Below are 14,078 nucleotides of genomic sequence, written 5' to 3' on the forward strand. Positions count from 1 at the left end.
GACGAGGGACGGGCGAGCGCGTGGCCGAGGCGGCAGACTTCCAGGGGACCAGTGCCTCACCTGCCCGCCGGTGGCTACGGCGCACCGGGGCACTGCTCGCCGGTGCGCCCTTGCTGGCCGGACTCCTCCAGTTGCCCGCCGCGACGCCGGCGGACGCGGCCGGGCAGGAGTCCCCGCAGGCCGCCTCCGGCACGGGTTCGGTGTCCGTCGCTGTCGACTCGCTCAGCCCCAGCGCCCCCACCGAGGGGGACACGGTGACGTTGACCGGCACGGTGACCAACAACGGCAAGCAGCCGGTCACCGACGTCCACGTCGATCTACGGGTGGGGCCCTCGCTCGACACCCGCTCCTCCATCGACACCCTCGCCAAGAAGAGCGACGACGTCCAGGGCCCCGCCGGCAAGCCAGTCGGCGGCAAGTACACCGAGAAGTTCTCCAAGCTCACCCCCGGCGTCGCGGAGCCCTTCAACATCTCCGTGCCGGTCGACGAGCTGGACCTCGGCCGGGACGGCGTCTACCAGCTGGCCGTCGCGCTCTCCGGTGAGACCGCCGCGCAGCCCTGGGACCAGGTTCTCGGCATCCAGCGCACGTTCCTGCCGTGGCAGCCGGAGGAAGCCGGCACCAAGACGAAGACCACGTTCCTGTGGCCGCTCGTCTCCGACGTCCACATGACGGCCGAGACGGGGTCGAACGAGCAGCAGACGCCGGTCTTCAGCAACGACGACCTCTCCGAGGAGATCTCCCCGGGCGGCCGCCTCGACCAGATGGTGTCACTGGGCAAGGGCCTCGACGTCACCTGGGTGATCGACCCGGACCTGCTGGCATCCGTCGACGCGATGACGAAGAACTACCAGGTCAGAGAGGAGGACGGCACCACCACCTCCGGCCGGAACCAGGCAGTCGCCAAGCAGTGGCTCTCGGAGCTCCAGCAGGCGGTGACGGGCAAGGAGGTCGTCGCCCTGCCGTTCGGCGATCCGGACCTGGCCTCCCTCGCCCACAACGGCACGCGCGTCACGGGCTCGCTGAGCCACCTCAAGGAGGCCACCGACGCCGTCGACAACACGGTGCCGACGATCCTCCACGTGCAACCGTCCACAGACTTCGCGTGGCCCGTGGCCGGCGCCGTCGACCCATCGATTATGAAGGTGGCGACCTCCGCGGGCGCCGACAAGGTGATCGCCCGCAGCGACAGCCTTCAGGACAATCTGTCGTACACGCCCTCCGCGGCCCGGCCCATCGGCGGCGGCACCACGGCGGTCGTCGCGGACTCCCGGATGTCCACGGCGTTCCAGGGCAACCTGACGAAGGCCTCCGCGTCCACGCTCGCCGTGCAGCGCTTCCTGGCCCAGAGCCTGACGCTCGGCCTCCAGACCGGCAAGCAGCGCAGCGTCGTCGTCGCCCCGCAGCGCGCGCCCTCCGTGAGCCAGGCGCAGGCGATGGCCGAGGCACTGGGGGCCCTCCAGGGCGGGAACTGGTCCGAGTCGCAGGACCTCACGGCCGCCGCCAAGGCCAAGCCGGACCCAGCGGCCAACAGGAAGGTGCCGCCCGCCGACGCGTACCCCCGCTCGCTCAGCAAGCAGGAGCTGCCGCGAGCCGCCTTCGAGCAGATCGCGAGGACGCAGGGCAAGCTCGACAACTTCAAGGTGATCCTCACCGACGAGTCCCGGGTGGTCACCCCCTTCGGGCGGGCGATGAACCGCGAGATGTCCACGTCGTGGCGTGGCCGGGGCGTCGCGGCGGCGGGGTACCGCGGAGACGTCGAGAAATACCTGGACGGCCTGATCGACGGGGTCAAACTGATCAAGAAGACGGAGACCAAGCTCTCCGGCCGCAGCGCCACGATCCCCGTCACCGTCCAGAACAACCTGGTCCAGGGAGTCGAGCACCTGAAGCTGCGGCTCACGTCGCAGAACCCGACGCGACTCAAGATCGGCGGCAACGCCTACGAGGAGCAGCGGGTCGCCGTGAACGGCGGGCACAGCCAGTCGGTGAAGTTCACCACGTCCGCCAATGCCAACGGCCGGGCGAAGGTGGTCGCCCAGCTGTACACGGAGGACGGCCAGAAGTACGGCGAGCCCGTCCCCTTCGACGTGAAGGTCACCGAGGTCACGGCCACCGTGATGCTGGTCATCGGGGGCGGTGTCCTGCTCCTGGTCCTCGCCGGCTTCCGTATGTACACCCAGCGCAAGCGCGCCACCGCCCGTGAGGTCGCCGAGGACGCCACCGCCGAGGGGGACGACGACGTCGACAGCCCGGCCGACGCTCCGCAGAACCAAGAAGCCTCCGGCGACCGTCACAAGGAGGAGTCCGAGGCCTGCTCCCGGGCAGACGCCCCGCAGCAGCCGAGTGACGCGGCCCCGGACACCGCAGCGGAAAGCGCCGACCCGTCCGGCCCGGGTGAGAGAGTGGACCGTTGAGATGTCGTGGCCGGTGGGCCCGGGACGATGAGGTGGGGTAACCATGAACGCGCCGTACGACGGTGACCACGGCCGTGGCGTGGGCAGCTCGGGCTACCCCGAGTCGGGCGGGCCCGAGGGCTCGCCGCCCGAGCACGGCCAGGTGCCACCGCAACCGCCCGCGGACATGTACCTCCAGGACGCCTACGCCCAGGACCCCTACCGGGCACAGGACCTCTCCGCCCAGGACCCGGTCGCCGAGGCACGCTACGACCGCGCCGCGCACCCCCCGCCCGCTCCGGGCACGTACCAGCCGCAGCAGCAGCTGTACGCCCAGCCGCCGCAGTCGCCGTACGCGCCCGACCCGCAGGTGTGGGCCCAGACGCCACCGCCGGAGCCGGAGGGCCCGACGCGGCACCTGCCATACGGCGACGACGCCCGGACCACCCAGTTCGTGGGCGTGGACGACCTCGTCTCCCAGGCCGGCGAGCCCCGCCAGGAGCCGGACGCGTTCGCGCATCTCTTCCGGGACCAGCAGCAGGGCAGCGGCCACCCGTCCTACGAGTCGCCATCGGTCCCAGGCCCGTCCCCGGCCCCGAGCCAGATGGCGCAGGGACAGTACGCGGCGCAGGGCTCGTACGCGGTCGGCCAGTACCCGTCTCCCGGCGAGACCGCGGCGACACCGGCGGTGGACGACACCCCCGCCCCCGAGCCCGCCGCCTCGCCCGCTCCGAAGAAGGGCGGCCGCGCCGCGGGCCTGATGAAGTCCAGCGCCGTGATGGCGGCGGGCACCATGGTCTCCCGCCTCACCGGCTTCATCCGCTCCGCGCTGATCGTGTCGGCCATCGGCGTCGGCTTCCTCGGTGACACCTTCCAGGTCGCCTACCAACTGCCGACGATGCTCTACATCCTCACGGTCGGCGGCGGTCTCAACTCCGTCTTCGTGCCGCAGCTCGTCCGCGCCATGAAGGAGGACGAGGACGGCGGCGAGGCGTACGCCAACCGCCTGCTGACCCTCGTCATGGTGGCGCTCGGCGCGCTCACCGCGCTCGCGATCTTCGCCGCGCCACTCCTGATCCGCGTGATGTCTCCGTCGATCGCCAGCGACCCCGCGGCGAATCAGGTCGCCATCACCTTCGTCCAGTACTTCCTGCCCTCGATCTTCTTCATGGGCGTCCACGTGGTGATGGGCCAGATCCTCAACGCCCGCGGGAAGTTCGGCGCGATGATGTGGACCCCGGTTCTGAACAACATCGTCATCATCGTGACGCTGGGCATGTTCATCTACGTCTACGGCACCGCCGCCGACTCCGGGATGAAGGTCACCACCATCCCGCCGGAGGGCCAGCGCCTCCTCGGCATCGGTGTCCTGCTCGGCCTCGTGGTCCAAGCGCTGGCGATGATCCCCTATCTGCGCGAGACGGGCTTCCGGCTGCGGCTGCGCTTCGACTGGAAGGGCCAGGGCCTCGGCAAGGCCGTCACGCTCGCCAAGTGGACGGTCCTGTTCGTCCTGGCCAACCAGGCGGGCGCCATGATCGTCGTCTGGCTGTCCACCGCGGCGGGCAAGGCCTCGCCCGTCGACGGCACCGGCTTCTCCGCCTACGCCAACGCACAGCTGATCTGGGGTCTGCCGCAGGCCATCATCACCGTCTCCCTCATGGCTGCCCTGCTGCCGCGCCTGTCGCGCTCGGCGGCCGAGGGCGACGGCGGCGCCGTCCGGGACGACATCTCCCAGGGCCTGCGCAACACGGCCGTCGCGATCGTGCCGATCGCGTTCGGCTTCCTCTCGCTCGGCATTCCCATGTGCACGCTGATGTTCGGCTCCTCGGGCACCAGCGAGGCCACCAACATGGGGTTCATGCTGATGGCGTTCGGTCTCGGCCTGATCCCGTACTCCGTGCAGTACGTCGTCCTGCGCGCCTTCTACGCCTACGAGGACACCCGAACTCCCTTCTACAACACGGTCATCGTGGCCGCGGTCAACGCGGGCGCCTCGGCGGTCTGCTACTTCGTCATCCCGTCGCGCTGGGCCGTGGTCGGCATGGCCGCCTCCTACGGCCTGGCCTACGCGATCGGCGTCGGCGTCGCCTGGCGCCGACTGCGTAAGCGGCTGGGCGGGGACCTCGACGGCGCCCGTGTCCTGCGGACCTACGCCCGGCTGTGCATCGCGTCGATCCCGGCCGCCCTGCTCAGCGGCGCGGCCTGCTACGGCATCGGCCACGCACTCGGCCAGGGCGTCGTGGGCTCGCTCGCCGCGGTGCTGGCCGGGGGCGCTGTTCTGCTCGTGATCTTCTTCGTCGCCGCCCGCCGCATGCGCATCGAGGAACTCAACTCGCTGGTCGGCATGGTCCGCGGACGCCTGGGACGCTGAGTCGGGGGGATAGGCGCACAACCATCGTCAGCCACCGCGTGTCGTGCATAGCGGCGGACTGTGGGCACAATTGGTTTCGGCGTCGGACGGCGTGCAACGGATGCCGTGGCGGCGCTCAATGGATGGGGAGGCAGGAACGACGGTGGCGGAACGGAGTACGGCTGCCGTCGACGTGGCAGACAACAGCGACGAGACGTCGCTGACCGCACAGGCGGACCAGTCCACGGCCGACGGGGTGGCCAAGAACCGGGAGCGGGACACGGACAGCGACGAGGTACAGGAGAGCACCCGGACCGACGGTTCCGGGAAGACCTCGCCGCCTGAACTGCACAGTGGTCACAAACTCGCCAGACGCTACCGCCTCGAGGAGTGCGTCACCCGTCTGGACGGTTTCAGCAGTTGGCGTGCCATGGACGAGAAGCTCCGCCGTGCCGTCGGCGTGCACATTCTGCCCGCGGACCACTCACGGGCCCGGTCCGTCCTGGCCGCCGCCCGCTCCTCAGCCCTGCTGGGCGACCCGCGCTTCGTCCAGGTACTGGACGCGGTGGAGGAGAACGACCTCGTCTACGTCGTCCACGAGTGGCTTCCGGACGCGACGGAACTGACCACGCTCCTCGCCTCCGGGCCGCTGGAGCCGTATGACGCCTACCAGATGGTCAGCCAGATCTCCTCCGCGATGGCCGCCGCCCATCGCGAGGGCCTCGCCCACCTGCGGCTGAACCCCAACGCCGTCCTGCGCACCTCGACCGGCCAGTGGCGCATCCGCGGACTCGCGGTGAACGCCGCTCTGCGGGGCATCGCATCCGACACCCCGCAGCGCACCGACACCGAGTCCATCGGCGCCCTGCTCTACGCGGCGCTCACCCAGCGCTGGCCGTACGAGAGCGACGCCTACGGGCTGTCCGGCCTGCCGAAGGACATCGGTCTGATCGCGCCCGACCAGGTGCGTGCCGGGGTGCACCGCGGCCTCTCCGAACTGTCCATGCGGGCGCTCGTCAACGACGGCGCCACCGCCTCCCGGCACGAGTCGCCGTGCACCACGCCGGAGGAGCTGGTGAAGGCGATCGGCGAGATGCCCCGCATCCGTCCGCCGGAGCCGGCGTTCACCGCCCCGCCCGAGTACCAGCGCACGTCGTACCAGCAGGGCACGTACGGCCGCCAGGCCCCGCGCCCCGGTGCCACCCAGCCGGTCCCGACCCCGCCGCCCCCGCTGCAGAGCCGCACGGGCAAGGCCCTGAAGTGGGCCGTCTCCGCGCTTCTGATCGCCGCGCTCGGCCTCGGCAGCTGGCAGCTGGCGGACGCACTCATGGACCAGGGCGGCAAGACCGACGACCCGGGCCAGACGCAGAACAACGAGGACGGCGACAAGAACAAGAATTCCCCGGCACCGAAGCCGATCGCCATCAAGGGCGCCGAGGAGTACGTCGCCAAGGGTGATGCCCAGCACCCCGCCGACGTGACCAAGACCTACGACGGCGATACGTCCACGGGCTGGCGTACCAGCAGCTACCTTGACGGCCCGAAGATGGTGATAAAGCCGGGTGTCGGCATCGTCTACGACCTGGGATCCGAGAAGGAAGTCTCGACCGCGACCCTCTCGCTGCGGTACGGCGGCGACCACACCACGGTCGAGCTGTACGCGACCGACGCGCTCGGTTCGTCCACACCGCTGAGTTCCATGAAAAAGCTGGGCACGGAGACGACGAGCAGCACCTCCGCGAAGGTGACCGTCGACAAGCCTGTGAAGAGCCGGTACCTCCTGGTGTGGCTGACGGCCCTGCCGTACTCCGGCGACGACCCCGCCAACTACAGCAACCCGGGCTACAAGCAGGCCATCACCGAAGTGAAGTTCGCGGGCTGAGAGCCGACAGAGGGAAGGGGGTTCGATGGCGGACCGCGCCGAGCTCAGCGGTGTAAGTGATCAGGACCTCCTCGCCCGGCATGTCGAGGGCGACCCCGACGCCTTCGGTGAGATCGTGCGGCGGCACCGCGATCGCCTCTGGGCCGTAGCCCTGCGGACGCTGGGAGACCGCGAGGAAGCCGCTGACGCGGTGCAGGACGCCCTCGTTTCCGCCTACCGGGCCGCCCACACCTTCCGGGGCCAGTCGGCCGTCACGACGTGGCTGCACAGGATCACGGTGAACGCCTGCCTGGACCGCGCCCGCAAGGTCGCCTCCCGGAAGACCTCTCCCGTCGACGACACCGAGCGCCTGGAGCAGCTGCTGGAGCCGCACGAGTCGGCTTCGGCGCCCGCGGAGCGCAACGATCTCCACCGGCAGCTCATCGAAGCCCTGGGGACCCTGCCGGCCGACCAGCGAGCGGCGCTCGTCCTGGTGGACATGCAGGGCTACCCGGTCGCGGAGGCGGCCCGCATCCTCGACGTGCCGACCGGGACGGTGAAGAGCCGATGTGCGCGCGGCAGAGCCAGACTCCTGCCCCTGCTCACCCATCTGCGGCCGGACAGCAACAGTGAGAGCAAGAAGGCGGGCGAGGAACGGAACCGGACGCAGGGGCCGGCCGTCCCACCCGCAGCGGGACCGGCTCGAGCGGAACCACCGGACACAGGACCGAGCGACCCAGCGGCAGTGAAGGGCGGAGGTGGACGAGCGTGACGTCGACGACAGACATGGCCGGGCACCCGGACGTCGCGGAGATCTCCGACCTCGCCGAGGGCCTCCTCCCACCGTCCCGGAGCACCGACGTACGCCGGCATCTGGACGCGTGCGAGCTCTGCGCGGACGTCTATTCCTCCCTGGAGGAGATCCGCGCACTGCTCGGCACGCTGCCGGGCCCACCGCGCATGCCCGCCGATGTCGCAGGCCGCATCGATTCCGCCCTCGCCGCCGAGGCTCTGCTGAACGCGACGGGGCCGGAGGCCGCAGACAGCCAGACGCCGGTGAGCACTCCCCGGCCCACGGCCCATGACGACAGCGGTGCGCATGTTTCACGTGAAACATCGACGCCCGCCGCCCGGCCCGCCGGGCGTCCCCGCTCCTCCAGCACCGGCCCGGGTCGCAAGGGCCGCACGCGGAACGGGCGCCGGAGGATCGCCGTCCTGGGGACCGTCTTCACCGTCGCCGCCCTGGGACTGGGCTCTGTCCTGCTGTCGTCACTCGGCGACGGCAAGCCCCCGCATGACACGGCGGGCGGACAGCAGACCACCGCCGCAGACACCTTCTCCGAGGGGAAGCTCGAAAAGCAGGTCACCGATCTCCTGGCCGCGAGCCAGAGCAAAGGCGGCTCCCGCACCCCCCTCGGCGCGGAGACCGCGCCCGGCACCAACCACAACCAGATCTTCAAGGCACCCACAGTGCCCGGCTGCGTCCGCGACGGCATCGGACGCAAGGACACGGCCCTCGCTGTCGAGAACGGCAGGTATCAGGGGAAGAAGGCCATGCTGGTGTTGCTCCCCGACGCCTCCGATGCCACGCGGGTCACGGCCTACATCGTCGACGCGACCTGCGTGGGTCCTTCGGCGACGACCGCCACGGGCAAGGTCCTTCTTCAGCGCTCGTACCCGTCCGCCTGAGGCACGTCTTCGTCTTCGCCCTGCGGGCCGCCCCGCCCAGGCCGGCATCTCCGTGTGCCCGGACACAGTGGGAATGCGCGCCCCTTAGGATCCGTTGGGTGGGGTGGGAGCTCCCAGAGAAGCTCCCACCGGTCGAACGACGCAGTCCAGAGACGAGGAATCAAGCCGTGAGCGACGTCCGTAACGTGATCATCATCGGCTCCGGGCCCGCCGGCTATACGGCGGCGCTCTACACCGCGCGCGCGTCGCTGAAGCCACTGGTGTTCGAGGGCGCCGTCACCGCCGGCGGTGCGCTCATGAACACCACCGACGTCGAGAACTTCCCAGGCTTCCAGGACGGCATCATGGGCCCCGAGCTCATGGACAACATGCGGGCCCAGGCGGAGCGCTTCGGGGCCGAGCTCATCCCGGACGACATCGTCAACGTCGACCTGACCGGTGAGATCAAGACCGTCACGGACACGTCCGGTACCGTCCACCGGGCCAAGGCCGTCATCGTCGCCACCGGCTCGCAGCACCGCAAGCTCGGTCTGCCGAACGAGGACGCCCTCTCCGGCCGTGGGGTGTCCTGGTGCGCCACCTGTGACGGGTTCTTCTTCAAGGACCAGGACATCGCCGTGATCGGTGGTGGCGACACCGCCATGGAGGAGGCCACCTTCCTCTCGCGGTTCGCCAAGTCCGTGACCGTCGTCCACCGCCGCGACACCCTGCGCGCCTCCAAGGCCATGCAGGAGCGCGCCTTCGCCGACACGAAGATCACGTTCGTGTGGGACAGCGAGGTCGCCGAGATCCAGGGCGACCAGAAGCTCTCGGGTCTGAAGCTGCGCAACCTCAAGACCGGCGAGCTCTCGGACCTGCCGGTGACCGGTCTGTTCATCGCCATCGGCCACGACCCCCGCACCGAGCTCTTCAAGGGTCAGCTCGACCTGGACGACGAGGGCTACCTGAAGGTGGACGCGCCGTCGACGCGCACCAACCTGACCGGTGTCTTCGGTGCCGGCGACGTGGTCGATCACACCTACCGTCAGGCGATCACCGCGGCAGGGACCGGATGTGCCGCTGCTCTCGACGCCGAGCGCTACCTCGCCGCTCTCGCGGACGAGGAGCAGCCCGAGCCCGAGAAGACCTCTGTCTGACCCCTCTCCCTACCCGCCCCACGCACCAACCACTTAAGGAGCCCGCCGTGGCCGGCACCCTGAAGAATGTGACCGACGACTCCTTCGAGCAGGACGTCCTCAAGAGCGACAAGCCCGTCCTGGTGGACTTCTGGGCCGCCTGGTGCGGACCGTGCCGCCAGATCGCGCCGTCCCTGGAGGCGATCGCCTCCGAGTACGGCGACAAGATCGAGGTCGTCAAGCTGAACATCGACGAGAACCCGGGTACGGCCGCCAAGTACGGCGTCATGTCCATCCCGACCCTGAACGTCTACCAGGGTGGCGAGGTCGCCAAGACCATCGTGGGCGCCAAGCCGAAGGCCGCGATCGTTCGCGACCTCGAGGAGTTCATCGCCGAGTGAACCGGCCGAGCCGTCTGAGCGACGGTGCATGTTTCACGTGAAACACGAATGGGCCAACCCGAGAGGGTTGGCCCATTCGTTTGACCTCTTCCTCTACAGCGGCCGCAGCGCCGGCTCCTTCTGTACGGCTCCCAGGAGCCGGTCCAGCGCCATCTCGACGTCTTCCTTCCAGGAAAGCGTCGACCGCAGTTCCAGTCTCAGTCGGGGATAGGTGGGGTGCTGCCGGACCGTCTTGAAGCCCACCGCCAGCAGATGATCGGCGGGCAGCACACAGGCCGGTTCCTTCCAGCGCGCATCTCCGAACGCCTCGATCGCTTTGAATCCGCGCCGCAGCAGATCCTTGGCGACCGTCTGGACCATCACCCGACCCAGTCCCTGCCCCTGGTACCCCGGCACGATGAACGCGGTCATCAACTGAACCGCGTCGGGGGAGACGGGACTCGTGGGGAACGCCGTGGAGCGCGGGACATAGGCGGGCGGGGCGTAGAGCACGAAGCCCACCGGTACGTCGTCGACGTACACGACCCGACCGCAGGATCCCCAGTCCAGCAGAACGGCCGAGATCCAGGCTTCCTTCTCCAGAGCGGACTCGCCCGCCTTTACCGCGGCCTCACCGCTGACCGGGTCGAGCTCCCAGAAGACGCACGAGCGACAGCGCTTGGGAAGGTCCTGAAGGTTGTCCAGCGTGAGCGGTACGAGCCGACGCCCCATGAAGGCTGTTCCTCGCTTCCTTGGCCTGCCGCGTCACGGGCGGCTGTCAGAGCGCTCCGTTCCCTGAGGAGACTGCCGATGAACCCACCGACCGCTCCAAGCCCCAAACCGGCGCTCACCAGTCCAGTGCGGCTCATCGTTCGCATGGCCCCTGCCTTCCTCTCAGAGGTGCTGCCGGGTGGGTGCGCCGTATCCGAACGCATCGTATCCACGATGCGATTCCATCGATACCGCCAGAAAGGAAAGAGCGGGCCACGTTCCGGTACACACCGGACATGGCCCACTCTGTCATCCGCAACAGAGGCTCCTGCCGGAGGCTCAGGACTCGCTCTCCTCGGAGTCGCCATCCAGGAGGCTCTTCTGGAGAACCGACCCCTCGCCCGGAGCGAGTGAGCCGAGGATCCGCTCCAGGTCCTCCATGGAGGCGAACTCGACGGTGATCTTGCCCTTCTTCTGGCCCAGGTCGACCTTCACCCGCGTCTCGAAGCGGTCCGAGAGCCGTGTGGCGAGCTCGGACAGCGCGGGAGAGACACGGGCACCGGCACGCGGGCCCTTGGGCCGCTGGGCCTTCTGGGGACGCGACCCCATCAGGGTCACGATCTCCTCGACGGCCCGCACCGACAGCCCCTCGGCCACGATGCGATGGGCCAGCCTGTCCTGCTCCTCCGAGTCCTCGACGGACAGCAAGGCCCGCGCGTGGCCGGCGGAGAGCACTCCGGCGGCGACCCGGCGCTGCACCGCCGGCGAGAGCTTCAGCAGGCGCAGGGTGTTGGAGACCTGCGGGCGGGATCGGCCGATGCGGTCCGCCAGCTGGTCGTGTGTGCAGTTGAAGTCCCGTAGCAACTGGTCGTAGGCGGCCGCCTCTTCGAGCGGGTTCAGCTGGGCGCGGTGGAGGTTCTCCAGCAGAGCATCCAGGAGGAGCTTCTCGTCCTCCGTGGCCCGCACGATCGCCGGGATCGCCTCCAGCCCCGCCTCGCGGCAGGCCCGCCAACGGCGTTCGCCCATGATGAGCTCGTAGTGGGCGGGACCCACCTGCCGTACGACGACCGGCTGAAGGAGCCCCACTTCCTTGATGGAGGTGATGAGCTCGGCCAGCGCGTCCTCGTCGAAGACCTCACGCGGCTGCCGGGGATTCGGCGTGATCGAGTCGAGGGGAATCTCGGCGAAGTGCGCACCGATGGGCGCCGCAGGCGCGGGGGGAGCACTGGCCTGCGCCGGCTCCTCTGTCTCACGTGAAACAGCCGACAGCGTCGCCACCTTCGCTGCGGCCACCCCACGGTCATTCGGCAACACGGGCACTGCCGCGGGGGATGCGGGAGCGGCGCCCCCCGCCGCAGCCTGGGCTACCGACTTCTCCGTCGGGGCAGCAGGGATCAGTGCGCCGAGACCACGGCCCAGCCCCCTCCGTCGCTCGCTCACTGAATGCCCTCCACCATGCTCGGGTCGTTCTGCTGTGCGCCGATGTGGGCGTGCGTGGCGTCATAGCTGATGCCAACGCCCTTCAGCGCGATCTCTCGTGCCGCCTCAAGGTATGAGAGGGCACCACTTGATCCAGGATCGTAAGTCAGGACCGTCTGCCCGTAACTCGGCGCCTCGGAGATACGGACGGACCTGGGAATACTCGTCCGCAGCACCTCGTCGCCGAAGTGGGTGCGCACCTCTTCCGCGACCTGGGACGCGAGTCGCGTCCGGCCGTCGTACATGGTGAGCAGGATGGTCGACACATGCAGGCCAGGGTTGAGGTGTCCCCGCACCAGGTCGACGTTCCGCAACAACTGCCCCAGCCCTTCCAGCGCGTAGTACTCACACTGGATCGGGATCAGAACCTCCTGCCCCGCCACCAACGCGTTGACCGTCAGGAGACCGAGAGAGGGCGGACAGTCGATGAGGATGTAGTCCAGCGGCTGTTCGTACGCCTGGATGGCACGCTGTCAGCCGGCTCTCCCGTGCCACCAGGGACACCAGCTCGATCTCCGCACCGGCGAGATCGATCGTGGCAGGGGCGCAGAAGAGGCCCTCGACATCGGGGACCGGCTGGACGACCTCGGAGAGCGGCTTGCTCTCCACCAACACGTCATAGATGGACGGAACTTCGGCGTGATGGTCGATACCCAGCGCCGTGGACGCATTGCCCTGTGGGTCGAGGTCGACCACCAGAACCCGGCCACCGTGCAGGGCCAGCGACGCGGCAAGGTTGACGGTCGTCGTCGTCTTGCCCACACCGCCCTTCTGGTTGGCGACCACCATGATTCGGGTCTGCTCGGGCCGTGGCAGGCCCTCGCCGGCGCGGCCTAGAGCCTCCACCGCCAGTTGGGCAGCACGACCGATGGGAGTGTCGTCCATCGGAGGCGGTGTTTCACGTGAAACATCCGCCCCCATCGACTCGGTACGGGGACCGGGGACCGGATCGGTCATCGGTCCCGCGATGTTGGCGTCGGACCGCAAGGATTCACTCTCCTCGACTTCAGGCTCGCAATGAACAGAGCCTCCCATGTCTTCGGGGTCGTGAACCAGTGAGGCCTTCCGTTCTGTGGAGAAATCCACCTCTGTGGACAACTCAGTTCCCTCATCGAGTGACCCGAGAGGCTTGCGGTCGCGGGGTTCGGCCGCAGCGCGGCCACGACTGATGATGCCGTGCAGCAGTGAGCGACGTTTCACGTGAAACACGATGCACAGCAGTTGCAGCCGGACTGCCGCGACACTCCGGCATGCGTAGGTTTGGCAGCTTGTGTGGAGTACGTCTCGTCCTCAGGACGGATCAGCGTCGTCGGGCCCGGATGAGCGTCATCGGGATCGGATCAGCCGCTCCAGGACGGATCACCGTCGTCGGCGGGCACGTCCCGTGCGAGCCGCCTTGGCGCGCTTCGCGGCGAAGCGCACACCGCCGGGGCTCTCCCCGACCTCGACCCGTACGACCGTGGACATTGGGTCCACCACGCCCTCACCGACATGCAGGATGGACGTCTCCACAGCACCCAGCTTGCTCAGGGCCGCCGACGCGCTCTTCAGCTCCTCCTCGGCGGTGTCACCCTTGAGCGCGAGCATCTCCCCGTACGGCCGCAGCAGCGGGATGCCCCACGTGGCGAGACGGTCGAGAGGAGCGACAGCTCGGGCCGTCACGACGTGGACGGGCTGGATCTTCCCCATGACCTCCTCGGCCCGGCCGCGCACGACGGTCACATGATCGAGGCCGAGCAGTTCCACCACTTCGGTGAGAAAGTTCGTACGCCGCAGCAACGGCTCCAGAAGCGTGATCTTCAGGTCCTCCCGGACCAGCGCCAGCGGAATGCCGGGGAGGCCGGCGCCCGAGCCGACATCGCACACCGTCACGCCCTCGGGCACGACCTCCGAGAGCACCGCGCAGTTCAGCAGGTGCCGCTCCCACAGGCGGGGCACTTCGCGCGGGCCGATGAGACCGCGCTGCACGCCCGCCTCAGCGAGCAGCTCGGCGTACCGCACCGCATCCGCGAAGCGATCACCGAACACCTCGCGCGCCTGCTCGGGCGCGGGGAAGCTCCGCTGCCTCCGTCACGGGGGACCGTCCTTCCGTACGCG

General features: G+C 69.2%; 9 protein-coding genes and 2 pseudogenes. 7 read left to right on the top strand and 4 right to left on the bottom strand.

What is annotated here, in order from left to right; translation table 11 throughout:
* The first annotated feature begins 20 nt into the window (after positions 1-20).
* The 7 genes from V8690_RS20935 to trxA all read left to right on the top strand — a co-directional run bounded on the left by V8690_RS20935 (position 21) and on the right by trxA (position 9,812).
* The gene (locus tag V8690_RS20935) at positions 21-2,417 is read left to right on the top strand and encodes a DUF6049 family protein (protein ID WP_338781034.1); all 2,397 of its coding nucleotides are present in this window, start codon (positions 21-23) and stop codon (positions 2,415-2,417) included.
* Positions 2,418-2,460: 43 nt separating this feature from the next.
* Positions 2,461-4,767 carry a murein biosynthesis integral membrane protein MurJ gene (gene murJ / locus V8690_RS20940; RefSeq protein WP_338781036.1) on the top strand — a complete coding sequence of 769 codons (2,307 nt, stop codon included), beginning with the start codon at positions 2,461-2,463 and terminating at the stop codon, positions 4,765-4,767.
* Positions 4,768-4,909: 142 nt separating this feature from the next.
* Positions 4,910-6,628 carry a protein kinase family protein gene (locus tag V8690_RS20945; RefSeq protein ID WP_338781038.1) on the top strand — a complete coding sequence of 573 codons (1,719 nt, stop codon included), beginning with the start codon at positions 4,910-4,912 and terminating at the stop codon, positions 6,626-6,628.
* Between the two features lie 25 nt (positions 6,629-6,653).
* On the top strand, positions 6,654-7,379 hold the full coding sequence (gene sigM, locus V8690_RS20950; RefSeq protein ID WP_338781040.1) for an RNA polymerase sigma factor SigM: 726 nt from the start codon (positions 6,654-6,656) through the stop codon (positions 7,377-7,379).
* Complete coding sequence (locus tag V8690_RS20955; protein WP_338781042.1) at positions 7,376-8,296, top strand: hypothetical protein; 921 nt, start codon at positions 7,376-7,378, stop codon at positions 8,294-8,296. Before sigM ends, V8690_RS20955 begins: the two co-directional genes overlap by 4 nt.
* Before the next feature lie 167 nt (positions 8,297-8,463).
* Positions 8,464-9,432, top strand: coding sequence for a thioredoxin-disulfide reductase (gene trxB / locus V8690_RS20960; protein ID WP_338781044.1), 969 nt, complete (start codon positions 8,464-8,466; stop codon positions 9,430-9,432).
* Positions 9,433-9,479: 47 nt separating this feature from the next.
* Positions 9,480-9,812 (top strand): thioredoxin, encoded by a 333-nt coding sequence (trxA, locus tag V8690_RS20965; RefSeq protein WP_010032728.1) that lies wholly within the window; start codon positions 9,480-9,482, stop codon positions 9,810-9,812.
* Positions 9,813-9,905: 93 nt separating this feature from the next.
* On the opposite strand, the gene V8690_RS20970 is transcribed toward trxA, so the two are convergent.
* From V8690_RS20970 to rsmG, 4 genes and pseudogenes are all read right to left on the bottom strand, one after another.
* On the bottom strand, positions 9,906-10,523 hold the full coding sequence (locus V8690_RS20970) for a GNAT family N-acetyltransferase (protein ID WP_059414780.1): 618 nt from the start codon (positions 10,521-10,523) through the stop codon (positions 9,906-9,908).
* Between the two features lie 318 nt (positions 10,524-10,841).
* Positions 10,842-11,942 (bottom strand): ParB/RepB/Spo0J family partition protein, encoded by a 1,101-nt coding sequence (locus V8690_RS20975; RefSeq protein WP_338781048.1) that lies wholly within the window; start codon positions 11,940-11,942, stop codon positions 10,842-10,844.
* Positions 11,939-12,866: pseudogene (locus V8690_RS20980) on the bottom strand (ParA family protein). The gene V8690_RS20975 and the pseudogene V8690_RS20980 overlap by 4 nt, the downstream one beginning before the upstream one ends.
* A gap of 474 nt (positions 12,867-13,340) precedes the next feature.
* Positions 13,341-14,055, bottom strand: a pseudogene (gene rsmG / locus V8690_RS20985) (16S rRNA (guanine(527)-N(7))-methyltransferase RsmG).
* Positions 14,056-14,078: the final 23 nt, after the last annotated feature.

The organism is Streptomyces sp. DG1A-41 (assembly GCF_037055355.1).
GTDB lineage: Bacteria > Actinomycetota > Actinomycetes > Streptomycetales > Streptomycetaceae > Streptomyces.

What these genes read in the sequence shown, in the direction of transcription:
- sigM (WP_338781040.1), top strand. Translation starts at nt 6,654, where the DNA reads ATGGCGGACCGCGCCGAGCTCAGCGGTGTAAGTGATCAGGACCTCCTC.
- V8690_RS20970 (WP_059414780.1), bottom strand. Translation starts at nt 10,523, where the DNA reads ATGGGGCGTCGGCTCGTACCGCTCACGCTGGACAACCTTCAGGACCTT.
- murJ (WP_338781036.1), top strand. Translation starts at nt 2,461, where the DNA reads ATGAACGCGCCGTACGACGGTGACCACGGCCGTGGCGTGGGCAGCTCG.